General features: G+C 71.9%; 15 protein-coding genes. 12 read left to right on the forward strand and 3 right to left on the reverse strand.

The window, feature by feature from the left end; all coding sequences use genetic code 11:
* Positions 1-48 precede the first annotated feature (48 nt).
* Both ACIDOF_RS15790 and ACIDOF_RS15795 read right to left on the reverse strand, forming a co-directional pair.
* Positions 49-1626, reverse strand: coding sequence for an NADH-ubiquinone oxidoreductase-F iron-sulfur binding region domain-containing protein (locus ACIDOF_RS15790; RefSeq protein ID WP_409006488.1), 1578 nt, complete (start codon positions 1624-1626; stop codon positions 49-51).
* A 43-nt stretch (positions 1627-1669) separates the two neighbouring features.
* Positions 1670-2830: a hypothetical protein gene (locus ACIDOF_RS15795; RefSeq protein ID WP_409006489.1), complete on the reverse strand. Its 1161-nt coding sequence runs from the start codon at positions 2828-2830 to the stop codon at positions 1670-1672.
* A 483-nt stretch (positions 2831-3313) separates the two neighbouring features.
* Between ACIDOF_RS15795 and leuS the strand changes: the two genes are divergently transcribed.
* From leuS to holA, 8 genes are all read left to right on the forward strand, one after another.
* Positions 3314-6193: a leucine--tRNA ligase gene (gene leuS / locus ACIDOF_RS15800; protein ID WP_409006490.1), complete on the forward strand. Its 2880-nt coding sequence runs from the start codon at positions 3314-3316 to the stop codon at positions 6191-6193.
* A 144-nt stretch (positions 6194-6337) separates the two neighbouring features.
* On the forward strand, positions 6338-7168 hold the full coding sequence (locus ACIDOF_RS15805; protein WP_409006491.1) for a hypothetical protein: 831 nt from the start codon (positions 6338-6340) through the stop codon (positions 7166-7168).
* A 235-nt stretch (positions 7169-7403) separates the two neighbouring features.
* Positions 7404-8249, forward strand: coding sequence for a DegV family protein (locus ACIDOF_RS15810; protein WP_409006492.1), 846 nt, complete (start codon positions 7404-7406; stop codon positions 8247-8249).
* A 354-nt stretch (positions 8250-8603) separates the two neighbouring features.
* Entirely contained in the window at positions 8604-9776 is a 1173-nt protein-coding gene (locus tag ACIDOF_RS15815) for a helix-hairpin-helix domain-containing protein (protein WP_409006493.1), read from the forward strand.
* A complete protein-coding gene (locus ACIDOF_RS15820; protein ID WP_409006494.1) occupies positions 9773-12499 on the forward strand; it encodes a ComEC/Rec2 family competence protein in 2727 nt (908 codons plus the stop codon). Before ACIDOF_RS15815 ends, ACIDOF_RS15820 begins: the two co-directional genes overlap by 4 nt.
* A gap of 242 nt (positions 12500-12741) precedes the next feature.
* Positions 12742-13626 (forward strand): YceI family protein, encoded by an 885-nt coding sequence (locus tag ACIDOF_RS15825; RefSeq protein ID WP_409006495.1) that lies wholly within the window; start codon positions 12742-12744, stop codon positions 13624-13626.
* A 42-nt stretch (positions 13627-13668) separates the two neighbouring features.
* Complete coding sequence (locus ACIDOF_RS15830) at positions 13669-13914, forward strand: hypothetical protein (RefSeq protein WP_409006496.1); 246 nt, start codon at positions 13669-13671, stop codon at positions 13912-13914.
* A gap of 174 nt (positions 13915-14088) precedes the next feature.
* The gene (holA, locus tag ACIDOF_RS15835; protein ID WP_409006497.1) at positions 14089-15081 is read left to right on the forward strand and encodes a DNA polymerase III subunit delta; all 993 of its coding nucleotides are present in this window, start codon (positions 14089-14091) and stop codon (positions 15079-15081) included.
* A 516-nt stretch (positions 15082-15597) separates the two neighbouring features.
* Here the strand turns inward: holA and rpsT are convergent.
* A complete protein-coding gene (rpsT, locus tag ACIDOF_RS15840) occupies positions 15598-15864 on the reverse strand; it encodes a 30S ribosomal protein S20 (protein WP_409006498.1) in 267 nt (88 codons plus the stop codon).
* Positions 15865-16071: 207 nt separating this feature from the next.
* On the opposite strand from rpsT, the gene lepA reads away from it, so the two are divergent.
* The 4 genes from lepA to hemW all read left to right on the forward strand — a co-directional run bounded on the left by lepA (position 16072) and on the right by hemW (position 23878).
* Positions 16072-17937: a translation elongation factor 4 gene (gene lepA / locus ACIDOF_RS15845; RefSeq protein WP_409006499.1), complete on the forward strand. Its 1866-nt coding sequence runs from the start codon at positions 16072-16074 to the stop codon at positions 17935-17937.
* Positions 17938-18252: 315 nt separating this feature from the next.
* Positions 18253-20142, forward strand: coding sequence for an AMP-dependent synthetase/ligase (locus ACIDOF_RS15850; protein WP_409006500.1), 1890 nt, complete (start codon positions 18253-18255; stop codon positions 20140-20142).
* A 295-nt stretch (positions 20143-20437) separates the two neighbouring features.
* Entirely contained in the window at positions 20438-22567 is a 2130-nt protein-coding gene (locus tag ACIDOF_RS15855) for a SpoIIE family protein phosphatase (protein ID WP_409006501.1), read from the forward strand.
* 78 nt (positions 22568-22645) lie between these two features.
* Positions 22646-23878 (forward strand): radical SAM family heme chaperone HemW, encoded by a 1233-nt coding sequence (hemW, locus tag ACIDOF_RS15860; protein WP_409006502.1) that lies wholly within the window; start codon positions 22646-22648, stop codon positions 23876-23878.
* Positions 23879-23968: the final 90 nt, after the last annotated feature.

Below are 23968 nucleotides of genomic sequence, written 5' to 3' on the forward strand. Positions count from 1 at the left end.
TCGTCCGAAAAGGACGGCCCGCTCTTCTCGTGTGCGCCTGTGACCTGTTCAACTCCGTCCGCTGTCCAGGGCCTTGCGGCCGAGCGACTTGGGCAGTGCCTGACGCACTTCGGGGTCGGTGCGTTCCAGGCGCAGGGCGAGGGCGGGACAGCGGCGTACGGCCCGCTGTGCGCGTCCGCGCAGCTGCAGCGGCACCGAGGCGTCCGCGACCGCCGGGAAGCCGTCAGGGCCGAGCCTGATCAGTTCGGGCACGACGTCCGCGCACAGCCCGTGCCCCTCGCAGAGCGTCCAGTCGACGGCGAGCCGTTCCGCGTCGCCGCCCGCGCCCGGATCGGGTGCTCCGGAGTCCGGCAGCGGGAGTACTCCTCTGGTACGACGGCCGCAGCCACCGCTCAGCGCGTGCGCGGCGACGTCGTCGGCGAACGCCGCCAGCGTGGACTCCACGAAGTTCGCCGTGCCGTCCGGATGCTTGCAGGCGCCCCGGCCGCGTACGGCCGAGACGACCTCGCGCAGCGCTTCGAGGGCCGTCGGACCGCCGCCCGTCAGCAGATCGGCGAGCCCGCCGGCCGCGGCGGGCAGGCCGAGGCGGCAGGGGCCGCACTGGCCCGAGCTCTCCGCGGCCAGCCAGTTCGCCACCCGCAGGGCCTCGGCGAGCGGGCAGGTCTCCGGCCCGAGCGGCAGGATCGCGCCCGCCCCGAGAGCGCCGCCGAGCGCCTCCAGGGCAGCCCGGGACACGATCGCCTGCTGCGCGGCGGACGCGCCCAGCCAGCTGCCGTGATACCCGCCCGTGAGCACGCCCTGGGGGAGCGGCGGGGCGCCGGCGAGCTGCAGGACGTAGCGCAGCGGCACTCCGGTCGGGACCTCGATGACCATCGGGCGGGACACTGATCCGGAGAGCGTCAGCAGGACGGTGCCGGGTTCGTCGCGGAGGCCGGTGTTGCCGTACCGGGCCGGTCCGATCCGTGCGGCGACGGCGAGTTGGGCGAACGTCTCCGCGTTGGACAGGAGCGTGGGCGCACCGCCGACGCCTGCGTCCGAGGCGCGCACCCTGCGCCCGGGCGGCAGTGCGGGGCCGCCTTCCGCGGAGCGCACCAGGGCCGACGCCTCGCCGGTCACCATGCGGTGCGGATTTCGCTGGACACGCGCGCGTAGGGCCGCATTTCGCCGGTTGCCGAGCCCTCTTTCGGCGAGGGCTGCGGCCATCGACGCCTCGGTGGAGTCGCGCGTGACGCCGATCACCAGTGTGCGGGCGCCGAGGGCTTCGGCGGCGAGCAGGGCGCCGTCGAGGACGAGGTGCGGCGCCCGGTTGAGGAGCACGGTGTCCTTGCGGCAGGCGGGCTCGTCCTCGCTGCCGTTGACGACGACCACGGGCCGTACGCCGCGACCGATCGCCGCGCGTGCGACGGCCCGCAGCTTTCTGGCGAAGGGAAAACCGGCGCCGCCGCGGCCGCGCAGCAGCACCTCGTCGGCGAGCGCGGCGAGCCGTTCCCCGGGGATCGGCTCCAGCGGGCCGTGCACCTTGAGGTGCATGCCCAGGTCGAGTCGCTCGACGAGGTCGAAGCCCGTGGTCAGTTGGGGGAGGCCGACGACGCGCACTTCGGGGACGTCGGGGAGCGGAGCGTTCAAGGGCGGCCTCCTGGTCGGGGACGGCTCCCTGGAGAGCGTGAGGTCAAGGACGGCCTCCTAGAGGGCCGGTTTTGCTCCAGGGCTCACCGGACTTGGGCGCACCGAACGGCATGCTCCGCTTCGGATCCGGGCGGGACGCGGCACCGCAGCCGTCGTCCGTGGCGGTCTCGGCGGCCGCGGGCGGTTCCTTGCCCGCCTGCGGGGCGTACCCCGGCGGCGGTGGCAGCGGGGAGGGCCGGTGGCCGTCCGGCGTGGAAAGGGCGCGGTAGGCAGCCGTCATGTCGGCCCTGGGAGCGGGAGCGGGCGCTGGGGAGGCCGGAGGCCGGGGTGGGGGAGCGGGAGGCGCGTAGCGGTGTTCGGGGGCGCGCGGGCCGAAGTCGTACTCCTGCCGGGGCGGAGCGAAATCGTGCTCCTGTCGGGTCGGTGGAGTGCGGGGCGGTTGCGCGGGTCGTACGGCGTCGGGCGCCGGTCGACGAGCCACGGTGGGGCCCATTCCGGGGAGCGGGGCCCGACGGGGCGGCGGGTCCTGGCGCGAGGATCGGCGCCCGCGCGGTGCCTGATCCAGCATCTCCAGGAGGCGGCGGGCCACCCGGCGCTTGACCGGTGGCGGTGCCGAACGCAGGGCGAGGGCGGCGCCGACGGCCACCAGGCACAGGCAGTACAGGGCGACCACCCAGCCGCTGGGCTCGCGGCCCGCGTACAGGCCGTGCAGGAGGGCCGCGCACCAGGCCGGGTAGGCGAGGGTGTGCACCGCGCGCCAGCGCCCGGCGAATCTGGCCGGGGAGGCGAAGGCGCTGCGCAGCGCGCCCGTGACGCCGGTGGCGACCATGAGAAGCCCTGCCAGCGCGCCGAGGCCGATCAGCACGCCCGTACCGCTCAAACCGAGCGAGAACGGCACCAGGGCGCCGACGAGCGAGACGTGGTCGAGCGCCACCTTCACCGTCCCGTGCAGCAGCAGGAAGCCGATCGAGGCGACCGCGGTGGCCCGGTGCACCGCCTGGGCGAGCAGTCTGTGGCGGGCGTTGAGGAAGACGCGGTCGGTCGCGACCAGGCCCCAGACGATCGAGGCGGTGAGGGCGACGAGGGCCAGCACCCCGGTGGTGAAGTCGAGGGCGTTGCGCAGTCCGTCGCCTCCGGAGAGGACGACGAAGGGGATCAGGAGGAGCAGTGCGGCGACCAGGACGCCGCGCGTGGTGCGGCTCAACTCCGGTGCGGGGCCGGAGCGTTGACGTGGAACTCGAACGTGCGCAGAAGCTTGTCGAGGGTTCATGGGGTCTCTCCGAATGGTTCGGCAAAGCGCGTCCCGGGCCGCATGCTAAGTGGCCCCATACCGGCCAGTAAGGGGTTTGAGTTATTGCGTTGTTATCCAGTGGCGATCGGTCCGTTGTGTTGCCCCGATAGACGCCGGTACGCCGAGTAACCCCTGCGGTGAAGCTCGGGGGAAAGGCGGAACTCGTGCGGTCCGCAAAGCTCGGTGCGACCGTCGTTGGGGCTGCGGTACCCTGACGCCATGCGTGCCGTACGCCTTCTGCTTAGCGAGCCGCGCTGATCAGTACCGACCACGGCCTTCCAGGGAAGGCGGTCGGAGTCAGCGCGGCGTCCCCTCCTGTGTGAGGGGATTTTTCATTTCGGCTGTACGTCGCAGCCGAAAACGCCGGCAGAGACGATCGATGGAGCCTTAAGGATCATGAGCGAGACGAATTCTGCTGCCGAAGTGGCAGCGCCGCACCGCTACACGGCCACCCTGGCCGCGGACATCGAGGCACGCTGGCAGGACTTCTGGGACGAGAACGGCACCTATGAGGCGCCGAACCCGAGCGGCGACATGGCGGGCGATCCGGCCGTCGCGGCGCAGCCGAAGAAGTTCATCATGGACATGTTCCCGTACCCCTCCGGTGCGGGCCTGCACGTCGGCCACCCGCTGGGGTACATCGCGACCGACGTCTTCGCGCGGTTCCAGCGCATGACCGGCCACAACGTCCTGCACACCCTGGGCTTCGACGCGTTCGGCCTGCCCGCCGAGCAGTACGCCGTGCAGACGGGCACGCACCCGCGGGTCTCTACCGAGGCCAACATCGTCAACATGAAGGCGCAGCTGCGCCGCCTGGGCCTGGGCCACGACAAGCGCCGCTCCTTCGCGACGATCGACCCGGACTACTACAAGTGGACCCAGTGGATCTTCCTGCAGATCTTCAACTCCTGGTACGACGCGGACGCGAAGAAGGCCCGGCCGATCGCTGACCTGATCGCCCAGTTCGAGAGCGGCGAGCGCGCCGTGCCCGCCGACGAAACCGGCACCACGCGCGCGTGGTCCGAGCTGAGCTCCGCCGAGCGCGCCGAGGTCCTGGGCGGCTACCGCCTGGCGTACGCCTCCGACGCCCCCGTCAACTGGTGCCCCGGCCTGGGCACCGTCCTGGCGAACGAGGAGGTCACCGCCGACGGCCGTTCCGAGCGCGGCAACTTCCCCGTCTTCAAGGCCAAGCTGCGCCAGTGGAACATGCGCATCACCGCGTACGCGGACCGCCTGATCGACGACCTGGACGGCCTGGACTGGCCCGAGGCGATCAAGCTGCAGCAGCGCAACTGGATCGGCCGCTCCGAGGGCGCCCGTGTCGACTTCCCCGTGGACGGCGAGCGCATCACGGTCTTCACGACCCGCCCCGACACCCTGTTCGGCGCCACCTACATGGTGCTGGCCCCCGAGCACCCGCTGGTCGAGAAGCTGACCCCGGAGGCCTGGCCGCAGGGCACGCACGACGTCTGGACCGGCGGCCACGCGACGCCCGCCGAGGCCGTCGCCGCGTACCGCAAGCAGGCCGCGTCGAAGTCCGACGTCGAGCGGCAGGCCGAGGCGAAGGACAAGACAGGCGTCTTCATCGGCGCCTACGCGACCAACCCGGTCAACGGCGAGCAGGTCCCCGTCTTCATCGCCGACTACGTCCTGATGGGCTACGGCACCGGCGCGATCATGGCCGTCCCCGCGGGCGACCAGCGCGACTTCGAGTTCGCCCGCGCCTTCGAGCTGCCGATCCACTGCATCGTCGAGCCGACCGACGGCCGCGGCACCGACACCTCGACGTGGGAGGACGCCTTCGGCTCCCACGACGCGAAGATCATCAACTCGTCGAACGACGACATCTCCCTGGACGGCCTGGGCGTCGCCGAGGCCAAGGCCCGCATCACCGCGTGGATGGAGGAGAGCGGCGTCGGCGAGGGCACCGTCAACTTCCGCCTGCGCGACTGGCTGTTCAGCCGCCAGCGCTACTGGGGCGAGCCCTTCCCGATCGTCTACGACGAGGACGGCGTCGCGCACGCGCTGCCCGAGTCGATGCTGCCCCTGGAGCTGCCCGAGGTCGAGGACTACTCGCCGCGCACCTTCGACCCGGACGACGCGGACACCTCCCCGGAGACGCCGCTGTCGCGCAACGAGGACTGGGTCAACGTCCAGCTGGACCTGGGCGACGGCGTGAAGACGTACCGCCGCGAGACCAACACCATGCCCAACTGGGCGGGTTCCTGCTGGTACGAGCTGCGCTACCTGGACCCGCACAACAGCGAGAAGCTGGTCGACCCCGAGATCGAGCAGTACTGGATGGGTCCCCGCGAGGGCCAGCCCACTGGCGGCGTCGACCTGTACGTCGGCGGTGCGGAGCACGCCGTGCTGCACCTGCTGTACGCCCGTTTCTGGTCCAAGGTGCTGTTCGACCTGGGTCACATCTCGTCGGCCGAGCCGTTCCACAAGCTGTTCAACCAGGGCATGATCCAGGCCTACGTCTACCGCGACAGCCGTGGCTTCCCGGTGCCGGCCGCCGAGGTCGAGGAGCGTGACGGCAAGTACTTCTTCGAGGGCGAGCCGGTCAAGCGCGAACTGGGCAAGATGGGCAAGTCCCTGAAGAACGCGGTCACTCCGGACGAGATCTGCGCCGAGTACGGTGCGGACACCCTGCGCCTCTACGAGATGGCGATGGGCCCCCTGGACGTCTCCCGGCCGTGGGACACGCGCGCGGTGGTGGGCCAGTTCCGGCTGCTGCAGCGGCTGTGGCGCAACGTCGTCGACGAGTCGACCGGCGCGGTCACCGTGTCCGACGCCGAGCCGGACGAGGACACGCTGCGGGCGCTGCACAAGGCGATCGACGGCGTCCGCCAGGACCTGGAGGGCATGCGGTTCAACACCGCCATCGCCAAGATCACCGAGCTGAACAACCACCTGACCAAGTCCGGTGGCGCGGTGTCGCGTTCGGTCGCCGAGCGCCTGGTGCTGCTGATCGCTCCGCTGGCCCCGCACATCGGCGAGGAGCTGTGGCGGAAGCTGGGCCACGAGTCCTCCGTCGTGCACGAGGACTTCCCGGTCGCCGACCCGGCGTACGTCGTGGACGAGAGCGTGACCTGCGTCGTGCAGATCAAGGGCAAGGTCAAGGCGCGCCTGGAGGTGTCCCCGTCGATCTCCGACGAGGAGCTGGAGAAGGTCGCCCTGGCCGACGAGAAGGTCGTGGCCGCGCTGGACGGCGCCGGCATCCGCAAGGTCATCGTGCGGGCGCCGAAGCTGGTGAACATCGTCCCGGCCTGACACCGGTGATCCGCCCGCCGGGGTGACCGACGGGCGGGCAGGGATGTCCCCTACGGGCAGGTTGGGGGTTCTCAGGAACCCTCGGCCTGCCCGTCTGCGTTTACCGTGGAAGAGACCGTCCTCAAAACCCGCCGGAGGCCCGCCATGGGTGAAGTCGTCGCCGTAGTGGCGGTGCTTTTCGCGCTCTTCATGGTGCTGGGGGTGTTCGTCACGATCAAGGTCGCCAAGGCAGCGGCGCGCGGCGTGGACCGCACCCTCGAGCAGGCTCGCCGCACGGTCGAGGACACCACCCTCAAGGCGAAGACGTACGCGCAGCCCGGCGCCGCGGGAGAGCTGGCCCGCCTGCGCGTGCAGCTCCGCTCCACGATGCGCGCCACCCAGGAGGCGCTCGGCGCCGGAGCACAGCAGGACGCCTCGCTGCAGGAGTCGCTGCGCCTCTTCGACCGCCTCAGCGCCCACGGCCACGACCTCGACCGCGAGCTGAAGCGTCTGGAGCGCGACCCGGACAAGTCCCGCCTCGCGCAGCGGCTGCCCGACCTCAAGGAGCGCACGGACCACATCACCGAGGCCGCCAACTCGCTCCGCTGGGCCGCCCACGACCGCGCCCGCAACTTCGCCGACGACGACCTGGCCGAGCTCGGCCGGCAGATCGACGTCGAGTCGGGGGCGTTGCGGCACTGGACTTCGGCCGGGGACGAGGGCGCTTCCGGGGCGGGTGTTTCCGGTGCTTCGAGTGCCTCGGGTTCGGGTGCGGCTTCATGGGCTGCCGCGCCGTCGTGGCCCGAGCCGACGCTCGTGGACGGGCCCGCCGCTCCGACCGAGCAGACCTGGCCCGACGGCCGGGCCGACCGGTCGGAAGCCGAGGCGGGTGCAGGGCGGCCTGCGGCGGAGGACGGCCCCGAGGCGATCGAGCCGAGCAGACCGGCGCCGACGTACTCGTGGCAGAAGGACGCGAAGCCGGAGAGCACGACCTGAGGGCGACTCGGTGCACCCGCGGCGGAGTTGGTCGGTGTGCGCGCGGCGGAGTTGGTCGGTTTATGCGAGGCGGACTTGAGCAGGCTCCCCGGCGAGCGCGCTGAGCTGGGTTTTCCCGAACCCGCACAGCGGCGGGGCACGGTTCGCCGACCGTGCCGTACCGCAGGTGCGCCCGCTGATCCGCCCGCAGGCCCCGGGCTGCCGTGGCCCGGCCGTGGAAGGTAATCTCCAGCTCATGTCCCGCCATGTCGCGATCGTCACGGATTCCACGGCCTACCTGCCGCAGCGGGCGATGGAGCGGCACGACATCACCGCGGTCCCGCTGACCGTGGTTCTGGGCGACCAGGCGCTGGAAGAGGGCACCGAGATCTCGGCCCGCTCGCTCGCCACCGCACTGCAGAAGCGCCAGCCGGTGACCACTTCGCGGCCGAGCCCCGAACTGTTCGCCGAGACCTACCGCAAGGTCGCGGAGTCGGGCGCCACGGCCATCGTCTCGCTGCACCTGTCGTCCGAGTTCTCCGGTACGTACGACGCGGCCGTGCTCGCTGCGGCGGAGGCTCCGGTTCCCGTACGCGTGGTGGACACCGGCATGGTCGCGATGGCCCTCGGCTTCTGCGCGCTCTCCGCCGCCGAGACGGCCGAGGCCGGCGGCACCGTGGACGAAGCGGTGGCCGCCGCGGAGAAACGCGCGGCTTCCACTTCGGCGTACTTCTACGTCGACACGCTGGACTATCTGCGCCGCGGCGGCCGCATCGGGGCCGCACAGGCGCTGCTCGGCTCGGCGCTCGCGGTCAAGCCGCTGCTCCAACTCGTCAACGGGCGCATCGAGTTGCTCGAGAAGGTGCGCACGGCTTCCAAGGCCATCGCACGGCTCGAGGAGATCGTCGCGGAGAGCGCGGGGGCGAGCGCCGTGGACATCGCCGTGCACCACTTGGCGGCGCCGGAACGCGCGACCGCGCTCGCCGACCGCCTCAAGGAGCGGGTGCCGGGCCTTGCCGAGCTGCACGTGAGCGAGGTCGGCGCGGTGATCGGGGCGCACACGGGGCCGGGGCTGCTGGGGGCGGTCGTCTCGCCGCGATAGTCGTCTCGCCGCCGCGATAGGGGCCGGGACAGACGGCTGTGACTCGTGTGGGTGACGGAGTTATCCACAACTCCCGGGTTATCCCCAGGAATTGACCAAGATCAGCAAGTTCGTTCGGACCGGCCTAGCGTCGCCGACATGACTCTTCGATCGCCTCGTGCTTCTCGTCCCTCCGGTTCCCCGCGCCGTTCGTTCGCCGCCGCTGCGACCAGCGGTCCGGGGCGCGGTCCGTCGTCCGACGGTCGTGTGCGACACCGTCACGCCGTGCCTCGCGGCCGGTCCTCGTTCCGAACGGCCGGTGCGCGCGGGGGCGTTCGGCCCCGGCGGGCCGACGTCGACGCCGAACACATCCGTATGCGCGCGCAAGCCCTGTTCGACCCGGGCGGAGCCGCGGCCCGTGGGTCGGTGCTGCCGCCGGACCTCACCCCCGTCCCACCGCAGGGCTTGCGCGCGGCAGTCGAGGCCGAGCGGGCGCGAGCGCCGAGGGGCTCCACGGCCACGAGCACGGGGCACGCGTCCGGCTTGGGCGGGGGCGGGCCCGAGGAGACGGAGCGTCCGGAGGGTGAGCGTGGGGAGCGGGACGAGCGGGACGAGCGGGACCAGCGGGACCAGCCGTCCGAGCAGGCCGTGCAGGCCGTGCGGGACGAGCGGGACGAGCGGTCCGAGCAGTTCGAGCGGGGCGGGCAGGACCAGGAGGTCGGCAAGGAACCTCGGCGGCGACGGCTTCGCGCAGTCGTACGTGAACGGCTGCCGCTGTGGCTGCACTTGAGGTGCGGCGTCGAGCGCAGGAGTCTGATCGCGCTGGTCGTGGTCTTGGTGATCGCTGTCAGTTTCGCGGTCCATCACTTCTGGTACGGAGAGCCGCGCTCGGTACGGGCACCGGAGGCGGTGGGCGAGCCTACGGGCCTCGAACCGTCGACGGGTTCGCACGCGGCGGGTTCCGGTGCGGAGACGGTCGGCGCGGGTGGGGAGGCGTCGGTGTCCGGGGCCACCGGCGGGCCGCCCGGAGCCGCAGGCGGCCGGATCGTGGTGGACGTCAGCGGCAAGGTCCGCAAGCCCGGCATCCACCGCCTGCCCGCAGGGGCCAGGGTCGCGGATGCGTTGGAGGCGGCCGGTGGCGCCCGCCGGGGAACCGACCTGACGGGGCTGAACCGGGCGCGGCTCCTGATCGACGGCGAGCAGGTCGTCGTCGGCGTGCCGGCGGTTCCCGGCCTGGTCGGCGGGGGTGGCGGCTCGGCGGCCACAGGGGCGGCGTCGGCGGGTGCCGCGTCCGGCGGTTCTGCGGGGTCCGGATCGGGGAGCGGTGCCGGCGGGGCTGGAGTGGGGGCGCCGAGCAGTCCGATCAGCCTGAACACGGCGACGGTCGAGCAGTTGGACACCCTGCCGGGTGTCGGTCCCGTCCTCGCCCAGCACATCGTCGACTACCGCACCCAGCACGGCGGCTTCCGCTCGATCGACGAGCTGCGCGAGGTGAACGGCATCGGCGACCGACGCTTCGCGGACCTGAAGAACGCCGTACGGCCGTGACCCGCACGGCAGTTGAGGCCACGCCCGAGACCAGGGCGGCCGGGTGGGAGGGCTCCGCTCAGCGGCGAGAGGAAGGCCCGGCCGACCTCCGTCTCGTCCCGCCCGCGCTGGCGGCGTGGGCGTCGGCGGGCCTGGCGCTCGGCGACTCCGGCGGCTGGACGGTCGTGGCGCTCACGCTGTGCGCAGTGGCCGCGGTGGGTGTGCTGGGTGTGGAGGCGTACAGGTCGAGGCGGTCGGGGCGAGCCGAAGAGCTGCGTGCGGGGCGGGTCGCCGTGGCGATGACCCTCCTCTGCGCCACCGCCGCCCTGGCCTCGACCGCGCTGCACACGGCGGACCTGTACCGGGGCCCCGTGCCCGGGCTGGCCCGCGAATACGCCCGAGCGACAGTCGAGTTGGAGATCACGGCGGACCCGAGACCCGTGCGGGCACGCGCGGCCGGCGCCAGGACGTTGCCGCCTGGTACCGCCGTAGAGGCGGACATCGTCAAGGTCACGACCACGAACGGGGAGATCACCGAAACGCGCACGCCGGTCCTGATCCTCGCGCGCGAGGCAGAGCCGGATGAACCGGGTGAACGAGAGTCGGAGCTGGACGAAGCAGGGGAGGAAGGCAGCAAGGCGGCAGCGTCACCGTGGCGCACGCTCCAACCCTCGACCCGGCTGCGCGCGCACGCTCGCCTGGCCCCACCGCTGCGGGACGACGACCGGATCGCAGCCGTCGTGCGGATGCCGGGCGGGGAGAAACCGCAGATGGTCGAGGCACCCACCGCGCTGCAGCGCACCGCAGGGAAGCTACGAGCCGGGCTGCGCGAGGCCAGCGAAGGGCTCACACCGGACGCGCGGGCGCTGCTGCCGGGGCTCGTCGTCGGCGACACCGGACGGGTCGGGGAGGAGTTGGAGGAGGCGTTCCGGGCCACGGACCTGACGCATCTCCTGGCGGTGTCCGGGAGCAACCTGACGATCGTCCTGATCCTGCTCACCGGCCCTCCGGGGCGGGCGATGCGGGCGGAGCGCGGGGGACTGGCGCCGCGCCTCGGCATCTCCCTCAGAGGGACGGCCCTGCTGGGAGGTGCGCTGACCTTGGCGTTCGTCGTGGTGTGCAGGCCCGATCCGAGCGTGCTGCGCGCGGCGGCCTGCGGGCTGATCGTGCTGGTGGCCATCGGCACGGGACGGCGGCGCTCGCTGATCCCGGCGCTGGCCGCGGCGGTACTGCTGCTGGTGCTGTACGACCCGTGGCTGGCGCGGAGTTACGGCTTCGCGTTGTCGGTGCTCGCCACCGGGGCGCTGCTGACGTTGGCGCCGAGGTGGAGCGCGGCGCTGCGGCGCAGACGGGTTCCGGCCCGCCTCGCGGACGCGCTCGCCGCGGCGCTGGCGGCGCAGGCGGTGTGCGCGCCGGTGGTGGCGGTGCTGTCGGCTCGCGTGAGCTTGGTGGGGGTGCCGTGCAATCTGCTCGCCGAGTTCGCGGTGGCGCCGGCGACGGTGCTCGGGTTCGCCGCGCTCGCCCTGGCGCCGGTGTCGCTGCCGTTGGCGAAGGGGCTGTGCTGGGCGGCGAGTTGGCCTGTGGAGTGGATCGCGGAGGTGGCGAGGGCGGGCGCTGCGCTGCCGGGGGCGGGGGTGGACTGGCCGGGCGGGTGGCGGGGTGGGGTGCTGCTGGCGGCGGTGACGGTGTGCGTGCTGGTGCTGGTCGGCAGGCTGGCGCGGGGGAAGGGGGCGAGGCTGCTCGGGCATCCGGTCACGGTCGGGGCGTGCGGTCTGCTGTTCGTGCTCGCGGTGATCCGTCCGGTGCCGCTCACGCGGGTGATCTCCGGCTGGCCGCCGTCTGGTTGGCGGCTGGTGATGTGCGATGTGGGGCAGGGCGACGCGACGGTGTTGGCGACGGGGGAAGGAGAGGCGGTGGTGGTCGATGTCGGCCCGGACCCGGTGCTCGTCGACCGGTGCCTGAGCGAACTCGGCGTCGCACGCATCCCGTTGGTGCTCCTGACCCACTTCCACGCCGACCATGTGACCGGCCTGCCGGGGGTGCTGCGAGGGCGCGAGGTGGGGCAGATCCAGACGACCGGGCTGGAAGTGCCGCAGGAGCGGGCGGAGTTCGTGCGGGAGCAGGCCGCGGCGTACGACGTGCCGGTGGTGCGGGCGGCGGCAGGGGAGCGGCGGCGGGCGGGGCCGCTGAGCTGGCGGGTGGTGTGGCCGCCCGCCGGGCCGGGGCCGGGCGGGTACCCCGAGGTCGAGCCGGAGGGGCCCAACGACGCGAGCGTGACGCTGCTCGCGGAGGTGGCAGGCCTGAGAGTGCTGTTGCCCGGGGACCTCGAACCGCCCGCGCAGCAGGCCCTGTTGAGGAGGGAGCCGGGGCTGCCGCAGGTGGACGTGCTCAAGGTCGCCCATCACGGCTCGGCCTACCAGGACCCCGAGATGCTCCAGCGGCTCAGCCCCCGCCTTGCCCTGATCTCGGCGGGCGAGGACAACGAGTACGGGCACCCGGCGCCCGCCACGCTCGCCGCGCTGAGATCGCGGGGCGCGCTGGTCGTGCGCACGGACCAGCACGGCTCGGTGGCGATCACGGGCACGGGCCCCGAAAAGGGGCCCGCCACCGAGCCGCACTGGACCGAACCCGGCCCCGCCCCCGCCCGTGGCGTCGGCCCCGGACCCGGTCCCGGCCTGCGGGTCGTGACGGAGAGAGGGGAGGTGCCGCCTCAGGGGAGAGGTGGGGGCGTGTTTGAGGAGTGAGACCGTGTTGCCCTTATTGCCGCAGTGATGGTCGAATGGCCCCTCGATCGAGGGAGATTTTCAGCCATACGGAAGGATCGCGGGCTCGTCCGCCCCACACGGTCACACGCGATCACCGATCACCGGACACCACGGGTCTGCGGACCCACCGGGCGTCTCACCGATCACACGTTCCACGTCACACGGAAACGGGTGCGTCCGCTCCGCACCGCAGTTTCATAGCGCAATCAGGGGTGCTTCTCATGTTCGGCCGCTTGCTGGGAAACCGTAGGAATCGGGCAGGCGGCGGTGGATCCTCCGCCCCGCTGCCCCCGGTGCCACAGAGCGGGGGAATGGTCAGCTGCCGGGTGAGCGACCCGATCGGCGAGCCGTTGCGGCACGCGGAGTTCACGCTCACGGATTCGCGTGGCCGGAAAGTGATGTCGGGCGGGGCGGACCCGTTCGGTTCGTTCGTGGCGAGCGTGCCGGCGGGGGAGTACCGCATGGCGGTGATGGCGGAGGGATACACGCCGTACCACGGTGGTGCGACGGTCGACGAGGGCGGGCACGCCGCACTCGGTGACCTGACGCTGCAGGTGGCGGCGCCGCCGACGCTGCCGGAGCCGGGGGACTGGGAGATGGAGCCCATGCACTCCTCCATCGCGTTCACGGCGCGGCACATCGGGCTGGCGCGTATTCACGGCCGGTTCAACAACTTCGCGGGCGCGATACGGATAGCCGAGCGCATGGAGCAGTCGGCCATGCACGTCGTGATCGACGCGGCCTCGATCGACACCAACGTGAGGATGCGCGACGACCACCTGCGGTCGGCGGACTTCCTCGACGTGGCGCAGTTCCCGACGCTGGAGTTCTACAGCGACCGTTTCGTGCACCGCGGCGGCAGCCGTTGGGCGGTGACGGGCGCGCTGTCCCTGCACGGTGTGACCCGTACGGTGACGCTCGACACGGAGTATCTGGGCACCGGCACCGGCATGGAGGGCGAGACGCGCGCCGCCTGCCGGGCGACGACCGAGCTGCACCGCGACGACTTCACGGTGAGCTGGCAGACCATGCTCGCCAAGGGCATCGCGGTCGTGGGCCCGAGCATCAAGATCGAGCTCGACGTTCAGATCGTCCCCAAGGGCTGAGCCGGGGAACAGGGCCGGAGGCGGGGCCGGGACAATGTTCTCGTGAGCGATGTGAGACATGTGCTGGTCCTGCCCGACCGAGACGCCGCCGAGGAAGCGGCCGAGGCGCTGGCCGAGCGCTTCGCGGTGACCGAGGAGCCCCAGCTCGTACGGGACGCGCTGGCCGGTGAGGACGACGCCGAGGACGCGCAGTGGCTGCTGGTCCTCGAGGACGCGCAGGACCGCCTGGACCCGGCGGAGTTGGACGAGTTCGCGGCGGAGTGGGAGGGCTGGCGGGAGGAGCCGTAAAAACGCCCCCTCCGCTGCCCGACCGCCCGACCGCCCGCCCGAACGATCGACAGCCCGGCGGCCGGACCGCCCGGCCCGCACCTGCCAGTCCTGACCTCTGCCCCCTCCGGCCCGCCCGTTCCCCTTCCCCGCCCCGAGCCGGATTGTCAGTGGAGCGTGGGATCCTTGACCGCGATGGCCAGGAAACCCGCAAACGACAATCCGCTCGCCCCCGTGACGCTCGCCGTGGGCCAGGAGGATCTGCTGCTCGACCGCGCTGTGCAGCAGGTGGTGGCGGCGGCACGTGCCGCCGACGCCGACACGGACGTGCGCGACCTCACGCCGGACCAGTTGCAGCCGGGCACGCTCGCCGAGTTGACGAGCCCGTCGCTGTTCGCCGAGCGCAAGGTCGTGGTCGTACGCAATGCGCAGGATCTGTCGGCGGACACGATCAAGGACGTGAAGGCGTACTTCGGGGCGCCGGTCGAGGAGATCACCCTCGTCCTGCTGCACGCGGGCGGGGCGAAGGGCAAGGGCCTGCTCGACGCCGCGCGGAAGGCGGGCGCGCGCGAGGTGGCCTGCCCGAAGATGACGAAGCCGGCGGACCGACTGGCGTTCGTACGGGCCGAGTTCCGCACGCTGGGGCGGTCGGCGACCCCGGAGGCGTGCCAGGCCCTGGTCGACGCGATCGGCAGCGATCTGCGTGAGCTGGCCTCGGCGGTGACGCAGCTGACGGCGGACGTCGAGGGGACGATCGACGAAGCGGTGGTCGGCCGGTACTACACGGGCCGGGCCGAGGCCTCCAGCTTCACCGTCGCCGACCGGGCCGTGGAAGGGCGGGCGGCCGAGGCGCTCGAAGCGTTGCGCTGGTCCCTCGCCACCGGGGTCGCGCCCGTGATGATCACCAGCGCGCTGGCCCAAGGGGTGCGCGCCATCGGCAAGTTGTCGTCCGCTCGTGGGGGCCGGCCCGCCGACCTGGCCCGGGAGCTGGGCATGCCGCCGTGGAAGATCGACCGGGTGCGGCAGCAGATGCGCGGCTGGACGCCGGACGGAGTGGCGGTCGCGCTGCAGGCCGTCGCGGAGGCGGACGCGGGGGTGAAGGGCGGTGGGGACGATCCGGAGTACGCGTTGGAGAAGGCGGTCGTCGCGATCGCTCGGGCGGCTCGGTCTCGGGGGGCCATGCGCTGAGCCGGCGCGTATGCGGGTCCGCGCCCGCCCGGCGTAACGCTCCTCGCGCTCCTCGCCGCAGCGTCCGCTCCCCGCACCTTGAAGCGGCGTGCAGTTCCCCACCTCGACGCGGCGTGCAGCTCCCCGCACCTCGACGCCGCGTAACGCTCCTCGCCCCCATGCGGCCCTCGCCCCCGCAGTGCGGCCCCTCGCACCCGCCGTTTTCCCCAGCCCCGCCCCTTCCCGAAACTGAGGGCTCCGCCCCCAGACCCCCGCCGGATCGTCCTCCGGGCTCGTCCCCAAACGCCGGACGGGCTGCGGTGCCGAACCCACCAACCCAAAAACCCCGCCACCCGCCCTGGGGAAGGGCGGCCAACGGGGTCTTCGGTTTGGCGAGCAGCCAGAGCTGGCTACCCACCGTTCAAGCCTTGGATCCACACCCGCGTGGCGAACGCAGGCCGCGTGCGGATCCGGGGTGCCGGGCGGGAGCGGATGAGAGGGCCCGCTCGGGGTCCGTCCCGGCGATCAAATCAAGTGTCAGCCCTTGAGGGCGGCCACCTGGGAAGCAAGCGCCGACTTCTTGTTGGCGGCGTTGTTCTTGTGGAGGACGCCCTTCGAGACGGCCTTGTCCAGCTTGCGGTTGGCGTCGCGCAGGGCCGCGGTGGCCTTCTCGACGTCACCCGCGGCGGCAGCCTCACGGGTCTTGCGGATCGCGGTCTTGAGCGACGACTTGACGGCCTTGTTGCGCAGGCGCGCCTTCTCGTTGGTCTTGTTCCGCTTGATCTGGGACTTGATGTTCGCCACGAAAGAGCCTTTTCAGGTTCGATGATCTTTTTCGACAGTGCCTCGTACGCTGAGAGGGCACGCGAGACACAGCTGTCCAGGCTACCAGCGCCCCTCCTGGCGGCCCAAACCGAGCCTTGGTCGCCGCTCATGGGACGATGGAGGCTACGTAACGATCCGACCCGTGGCTGCAGAGAGCTGCAGACGTCTCAAGAATCAGGACCCTGCGTGCCCGCGACCCCTACGAATGTGCCTCAGCCGAGCCGTACCGACCCGGCGCTGATCCGCAATTTCTGCATCATCGCGCACATCGACCACGGCAAGTCCACGCTCGCCGACCGGATGCTCCAGCTGACCGGTGTGGTCGAGCAGCGGCAGATGCGCGCTCAGTACCTCGACCGGATGGACATCGAGCGCGAGCGCGGCATCACCATCAAGTCCCAGGCGGTCCGCCTGCCCTGGGCGCCCACCGAGGGCGAGGGTCAGGACAAGACCCACATCCTCAACATGATCGACACCCCGGGCCACGTGGACTTCACGTACGAGGTCTCGCGTTCGCTCGCCGCCTGTGAGGGGACGATCCTGCTCGTCGACGCCGCCCAGGGCATCGAGGCGCAGACGCTCGCCAACCTCTACCTGGCGATGGAGAACGACCTCAAGATCATCCCCGTGCTCAACAAGATCGATCTGCCGGCCGCCCAGCCGGAGAAGTTCTCCGAGGAGCTCGCCAACCTCGTCGGCTGTGAGCCCGAGGACGTCCTCAAGGTCTCCGCCAAGACCGGCATGGGCGTGGAGGCGCTGCTCGACCGAGTCGTCAGGGACATCCCGGCACCCGTCGGCGTCGCGGACGCCCCCGCCCGCGCGATGATCTTCGACTCGGTCTACGACTCGTACCGCGGCGTGGTCACGTACGTCAGGGTCGTCGACGGGCAGCTGAACAAGCGTGAGCGGATCCGGATGATGTCCACGGGCGCGACGCACGAGCTGCTGGAGATCGGCACCAACTCGCCGGAGATGCTGTCCGCGGACGGGCTCGGCGTCGGCGAGGTCGGTTACCTGATCACGGGTGTGAAGGACGTCCGCCAGTCCAAGGTGGGTGACACGATCACCCAGCAGAACAAGGGCGCCGAAGAGCCGCTCGGCGGTTACAAGGACCCGAAGCCGATGGTGTTCTCCGGGCTCTACCCGCTGGACGGCTCGGAGTACCCGGACCTGCGCGAGGCCCTGGACAAGCTGCAGCTCAACGACGCCGCGCTTGTCTACGAGCCGGAGACGTCGGCGGCGCTCGGCTTCGGTTTCCGCGTCGGCTTCCTCGGCCTGCTGCACCTGGACGTGATCCGGGAGCGCCTGGAGCGCGAGTTCGGGCTCGACCTGATCGCCACCGCCCCCAACGTGGTCTACCGCGTGATCATGGAGGACGGCACCGAGCACCAGGTCACCAACCCGAGCGAGTTCCCCGAGGGCAAGATCGGCGAGGTCTTCGAGCCGGTCGTACGCGCCACGATCCTGGCGCCGTCCGAGTTCATCGGCTCGATCATGGAGCTGTGCCAGAACCGGCGCGGTGTGCTGCTCGGCATGGACTACCTCTCCGAGGACCGCGTCGAGATCCGGTACACGCTGCCGCTCGCGGAGATCGTCTTCGACTTCTTCGACCAGCTGAAGTCCAAGACCCGCGGCTACGCGTCCCTGGACTACGAGCCCACCGGCGAGCAGTCCGCGCAGCTCGTCAAGGTCGACATCCTGCTGCACGGCGACAAGGTCGACGCCTTCTCCGCCGTGACGCACAAGGACCAGGCCTATGCGTACGGCGTGCGGCTCGTCGCCAAGCTGCGGGAGCTGATCCCGCGGCAGGCGTTCGAGGTGCCCGTGCAGGCCGCCATCGGCTCGCGGGTCATCGCCCGCGAGACCATCCGCGCCATCCGCAAGGACGTCCTCGCCAAGTGCTACGGCGGTGACATCTCCCGTAAGCGGAAGCTGCTTGAGAAGCAGAAGGAAGGCAAGAAGCGGATGAAGATGGTCGGCTCCGTCGAGGTGCCGCAGGAGGCCTTCATCGCGGTGCTGTCCAGCGACGAGGGACAGTCGAAGAAGAAGTAGCGAGAAGACGCAGCAGGAAGTAGCGGCAAGAAGCAGCAGCAAGAAGCAGCGGCAAGCTGTCGCAAGAAGTATCCGAATCCCTGCGGATTCCGTCGGAGGCCCGTCGTGCGGCACGCGCGGCGGGCCTTTGTCATGCCGGTGAGCGCCGAGACCGTCACTTCCGTGAGCCCTTCCGCGTTCTGTTGAAAGTGACAGGTCGCAGCCCCTTACGTGGCGGGCGCGGGCGCTCTACTCTGATCTCGCTCGAAGGTTACTCGCTAGTTAAACAACCGCCCCCCAGCAGACGTACGTCCTGTCGCGGGCCCGGAGGATGTCGTGAGCGACACACAGACACTGATCGAGAACCGTCCGCCCTCCGTGGCGAGCCTCTTCCTGGAGCGCGTTGCGGCCACGCCGGACGCCGAGGCCTACCGCTATCCGGTGCCGCCGGCCGCCGGCAGCGGGCCCGACGACTGGAAGTCCCTCAGCTGGGGCCAGGCCGCCGAGCGGGTGTTCGCGATCGCGGCCGGTCTGATCGACCTCGGCGTCGAGCCCGAGGAGCGCGTGGCGCTGGCCTCCGACACCCGCGTCGAGTGGATCCTCGCCGACCTCGCCATCCTGTGCGCGGGCGCGGCCACGACCACGGTCTACTCCTCGACGAACGCCGACGAATCGGCGTACATCCTGTCCGACTCGGGCAGCAAGGTGCTGATCGCCGAGAACGAGGAGCAGCTGGCGAAGGCGCAGGCGCGGCGCTCCGAGCTGCCGGACCTCAAGCACGTCGTGCTCATCGACGGCGACCACGGCCTCGCGACCGACGACGCCGAGGACGGCTGGGTGCTCTCGCTCGCCGACCTGGAGGCGCGCGGCGCCGCGTACCTGGAGAAGCACCCCGAGGCCGTCAAGGAGCGGATCGGGAACATCACCAAGGACCAGCTGGCCACGCTGATCTACACCTCCGGCACCACCGGACGGCCCAAGGGTGTGCGCCTGCCGCACGACAACTGGTCGTACATGGCGAAGGCCATCGCGGCGACGGGCCTGGTCGGGCCGGACGACGTGCAGTACCTGTGGCTGCCGCTCGCGCACGTCTTCGGCAAGGTGCTGACCAGCGGTCAGATCGAGGTCGGGCACGTCACCGCGGTCGACGGCCGCGTCGACAAGATCATCGAGAATCTGCCGGTCGTGCAGCCGACCTACATGGCCGCCGTGCCGCGGATCTTCGAGAAGGTCTACAACGGGGTCGCCGCGAAGGCCCGCGCGGGCGGCGGCGCCAAGTACAAGATCTTCCAGTGGGCGGCCGGTGTGGCCCGCGAGTACGCCAAGGTCACGCAGGACAACTTCCGCAGGACCGGCAACGCCTCGGCGCCGTTCCCGCTCTCGGCCAAGCACGCCGTCGCCGACAAGCTGGTCTACGGCAAGCTGCGCGAGGCCTTCGGCGGCCGGCTGCGCGCCTGTGTCTCCGGCTCGGCGGCCCTCGCCCCGGAGATCGGCTACTTCTTCTCCGGCGCCGGCATCCACATCCTGGAGGGGTACGGGCTCACCGAGTCCAGCGCCGCCTCCTTCGTGAACCCCGGCGAGGCGTACCGCACCGGCACCGTCGGCAAGCCGCTGCCCGGCACCGAGGTGCGGATCGCGGACGACGGCGAGATCCTCCTTCGCGGCCCCGGCATCATGCAGGGCTACCACGGGCTGCCCGAGAAGACCGACGAAGTCCTGGAGTCCGACGGCTGGTTCCACACCGGCGACATCGGCGAGCTGTCGGCCGACGGCTACCTGCGGATCACCGACCGCAAGAAGGACCTGATCAAGACGTCCGGCGGCAAGTACATCGCGCCCGCCGAGGTCGAGGGCCAGTTCAAGGCGGTCTGCCCGTACGTCTCCAACATCCTGGTGCACGGCGCCGACCGGAACTTCTGCACCGCCCTGATCGCCCTCGACGAGGCGTCGATCCTGGGCTGGGCCGAGGAGCAGGGGCTCGGCGGCAAGCCGTACGAGGACGTGGTCGCGGACCAGCGGACCGTCGCGCTGATCGACGGCTATGTGCAGGAGCTCAACCAGGGCCTGCAGAAGTGGCAGACCATCAAGAAGTTCCGGCTGCTGCCGCGCGATCTCGACGTCGAGCACGGCGAGTTGACGCCCAGCCTCAAGCTGAAGCGGCCGGTCGTGGAGCGCGAGTACAAGGCGCTGATCGACGAGATGTACGCGGGCACGGTCGAGAAGTGAGCCGGCGGCGCTGAGCGCCGAACGGTCGAGGCGGCCCCCGGACGGGAACGTTCCGGGGGCCGCTTCCGTGTTCTCGGGAGCGGAACCGGGATTTCGGGAGTGGAACCGCTGTTCTCGGGAGCGGAACCGACCGAAATTTCTTGTGCGGAACTGACCGGAACCGAGCGCGGGCATAGCACGGTTTGCGCTCTTCGCGGCCCACTTCGGTAACTCGGTGCTTATGAGCGGGGTCTGTCTGTCACTCTGGCGTGGCCGCCTGAGGCAGCACACCGTCCGAACCGCTCAGGAGCTGCACGTGGGGTCCATTCCAATGCAGCGGGAGACCGACTCGCATGCGCCGGAGTCCCGCCCGTCGCTTCCGCACGTCCCGCGGGACGCCCACCCCTGCGCGCGCACCACCCTGCCCGGCACCTCCCTCGCCCCCGCGGCCGCCCGCCGCTTCGTCCGCTCCGCCCTCGCCGACTGGGCGGAGCCCGCCGTACGGGCCGACCCGGCCGAGCATCCGGCTCCGCCCGCCGTCGACGGCATCACGGAACGCCTCGCCGACGACGCCGTCGTCCTGGTCAGCGAGCTCGTCACCAACGCCGTGGTGCACGCCGGTACGGACGTCGAGCTGCTCTGCCGTCTGGAGCTGGCCGAGGAGAGCGACGACGGGGAGGGCGCCTCGCTCCTCGTCGAGGTCACCGACCACCACCCCGCCCGGCCCGTGCACGGGGCGAGCGCCGACCGCACCTCGGACGGGGCGGAGTACGGCCGCGGCCTGCACCTCGTCGCCTCGCTCGCCGAGTCCTGGGGCATCACGTACCGCACCGGCAGCAAGACCGTCTGGGCGCGGCTGCCGGTGGACGGGGTGGACGTGGCACGGGAGTTGGAGGTGTACGCGGGGGAGCAGGCCGCCGAGCGGGGGCTCCGCGCCGCCGAACGCCTCGCCCCCGACCGGGACCACGCCTCCGCCCCCGACCACGCCTCCGCGCAGGCCCACGCGCACGAGCGGGACCGCGCGCACGAGTCCGGCGGCCCGCTCGACATCCGGGACCCCGGCTCCTGGGGGCACCGGGACGCCGTCACCTTCCTCGCGGAGGCCTCCGACCTGCTCGCCGGGCAGCTCGACGAGGACCTGGTCGCCGCCCTCGCCGGACAGTTGCTGGTCCCGCACCTCGCCGACTGGTGCGCGGTCTGGCTGGACGACGAGGGCGACCGGCGCAGCGCCGGCCCCGCGTCCGTACCGCGGCTCGCCCGCGTCTGGCACCGCAGCGAGAACCGGATCGAGGAGCTGCAGCGCGTCCTGGAGAAGGAGCCGCCGAACCTGCCCGGCGCCCTGCACTCCGGACCCGTCACCGTGCCCTGGCCCGCCGAGGGGCTCGCCGAGAGCAGCGGCACGGCCCTCGCGCACCGCCTGGTCGCCGGCGGCCGCTCGCTCGGCACGCTGCTCGTCGGCCGCGCCGGGCTTGAGCGGTTCACGGACGACGTGACCGGGCTGCTCCAGGACTTCAGCCGCCGCGTCGCCCTCGCCGTCGGCGCCGCCCGGCAGTACACGCGGCAGGCCACCATCAGCCGCGTCCTGCAGCGCGGGCTGCTGCCCAGCTCCGTCGCCGAGGTCCCCGGACTGCAGTCCGCCCTCGTCTACGAGCCCCGCGACAAGGGCCTCGCGGGCGGCGACTTCTACGACGTGTTCCCCGCGGGCGGCGGCCGCTGGTGCTTCGCCCTCGGCGACGTCTGCGGCAACGGCCCGGAGGCGGCCGTCGTCACCGGCCTCGCCCGCCCCTGGCTGCGCCTCCTCGCCCGCGAGGGGTACAGCGTCGGGGACGTCCTCACCCGCCTCAACCAGGCCCTGCTCGACGACGCGATGGAGGCCGCCGAGGCCGCCGCCCGCGCCGTCGCCGCCGCGGGCCTGCCCGGCATACCGGACGCGCTGCCGCGCACGGGCGGGCCGTACGCCGGGGCGCACGCGTCGGCGCACGGCTCGCCGCACACCGCCCTGCCGCACACCGGAAGCCCCGACACGGCCTCGCCCTCCCGGTTCCTCTCCGTCCTGTACGGCGAGCTCGTCCCCACCGACGACGGCGTACGCTGCACCGTCGCCTGCGCCGGGCACCCGCTGCCGCTGATCCTCGACCCGGAGGGCGGCGTACGGGCCGCGGCCGAGCCGCAGGTGATCCTCGGCGTCCTGGACGACGCGACGTACTCCGCCGAGACCTTCCTGCTCCGGCGCGGCGAGACGCTGCTGCTCGTCACCGACGGGGTGACCGAACGCCGGGACGGGCCGCGGCAGTTCGACGACGGCGACGGACTCGCGGCCGCCCTCGCCGGCTGCACCGGGCTCAGCGCCCTGCACGTCGCCGAGCGGATCCGGCACCTCGTGCACGAGTTCTCCGCCGAGCCCCCGGACGACGACCTGGCGCTGCTCGTGCTCCAGGCGCAGTGAGGACCCGTACGTGAGGCCCGGTCGGGAGTTATCCACAGGCAGCCCGGCTTCCGGCGGCGGTACGGGACAATGGACCTCATGCCCTCCGTACTCCCCGATGGCGAGCCCGTGCCCTCCGACGGGTCGCTGCCCGCGCACGCCCTGGCCGACGCGGCCGCCCGCCCCCTCGGGTTCTATCTGCACGTCCCGTACTGCGCGACCCGCTGCGGGTACTGCGACTTCAACACGTACACCGCGAGCGAGCTGCGCGGCCCCGAGGGCGCCCTGGCCTCGCGGGACAACTACGCGGACCACCTGATCGAGGAGATCCGCCTCGCCCGCAAGGTCCTCGGGGACGACCTGCGCCCCGTGCGCACCGTCTTCGTCGGCGGCGGCACGCCCACGCTGCTGCCCGCCGCCGACCTGGTCCGGGTCCTCGGCGCGCTGCGCGCGGAGTTCGGGCTCGCGCCGGACGCGGAGGTCACGACGGAGGCCAACCCGGAGTCCGTCGGTCCGGCGTACCTCACGGAGCTGCGCGAGGGCGGGTTCAACCGGATCTCGTTCGGCATGCAGAGCGCCCGGCAGCACGTCCTGAAGATCCTCGACCGCACGCATACGCCCGGCCGCCCCGAGGCCTGCGTCGCCGAGGCCCGCGCGGCCGGCTTCGAGCACGTCAACCTCGACCTGATCTACGGCACCCCCGGCGAGTCCGACGACGACTGGCGGGCCTCCCTCGAAGCGGCGATCGGCGCGGGCCCCGACCACGTCTCGGCGTACGCCCTGATCGTCGAGGAGGGCACCCAGCTGGCCCGCCGCATCCGCCGCGGCGAGGTCCCCATGACCGACGACGACGTGCACGCCGACCGCTATCTGATCGCCGACGAGCTCCTCGCCGCAGCGGGCTTCTCCTGGTACGAGGTGTCCAACTGGGCCACCACCGACGCCGGCCGCTGCCTGCACAACGAGCTGTACTGGCGCGGCGCCGACTGGTGGGGCGCGGGCCCCGGAGCGCACTCCCACGTGGGCGGCGTGCGGTGGTGGAACGTCAAGCACCCGGGGGCGTACGCGCAGGCGCTGCTGGCGGGGGGTTCGCCCGGGGCCGGGCGGGAGCTGCTGTCCGAGGAGGACCGGCGGGTCGAGCGGATCCTGCTGGAGCTTCGGCTGCGGGAGGGGGTGCCGTTGTCGCTGCTCCGCCGCGACGGGCTGGCGGCTGCGCGCCGGGCGTTGGGGGACGGGTTGCTGGAGCGTGGTCCGTACGAGGCGGGGCGGGCCGTGCTGACCCTGCGGGGGCGGTTGTTGGCGGATGGGGTTGTGCGGGATCTGGTCGACTGAGGCTGAATCAGTCCCCTACCCGCCCCTACCCGCCCCTTCCCGTAAGCCTGCGGCGCCGTCGTCTGGCTGACCCGCCGTCGTGGTTGCCCG

Origin of the sequence: Streptomyces sp. Da 82-17, from assembly GCF_046098215.1 — a bacterium.
Classification (GTDB): domain Bacteria; phylum Actinomycetota; class Actinomycetes; order Streptomycetales; family Streptomycetaceae; genus Streptomyces.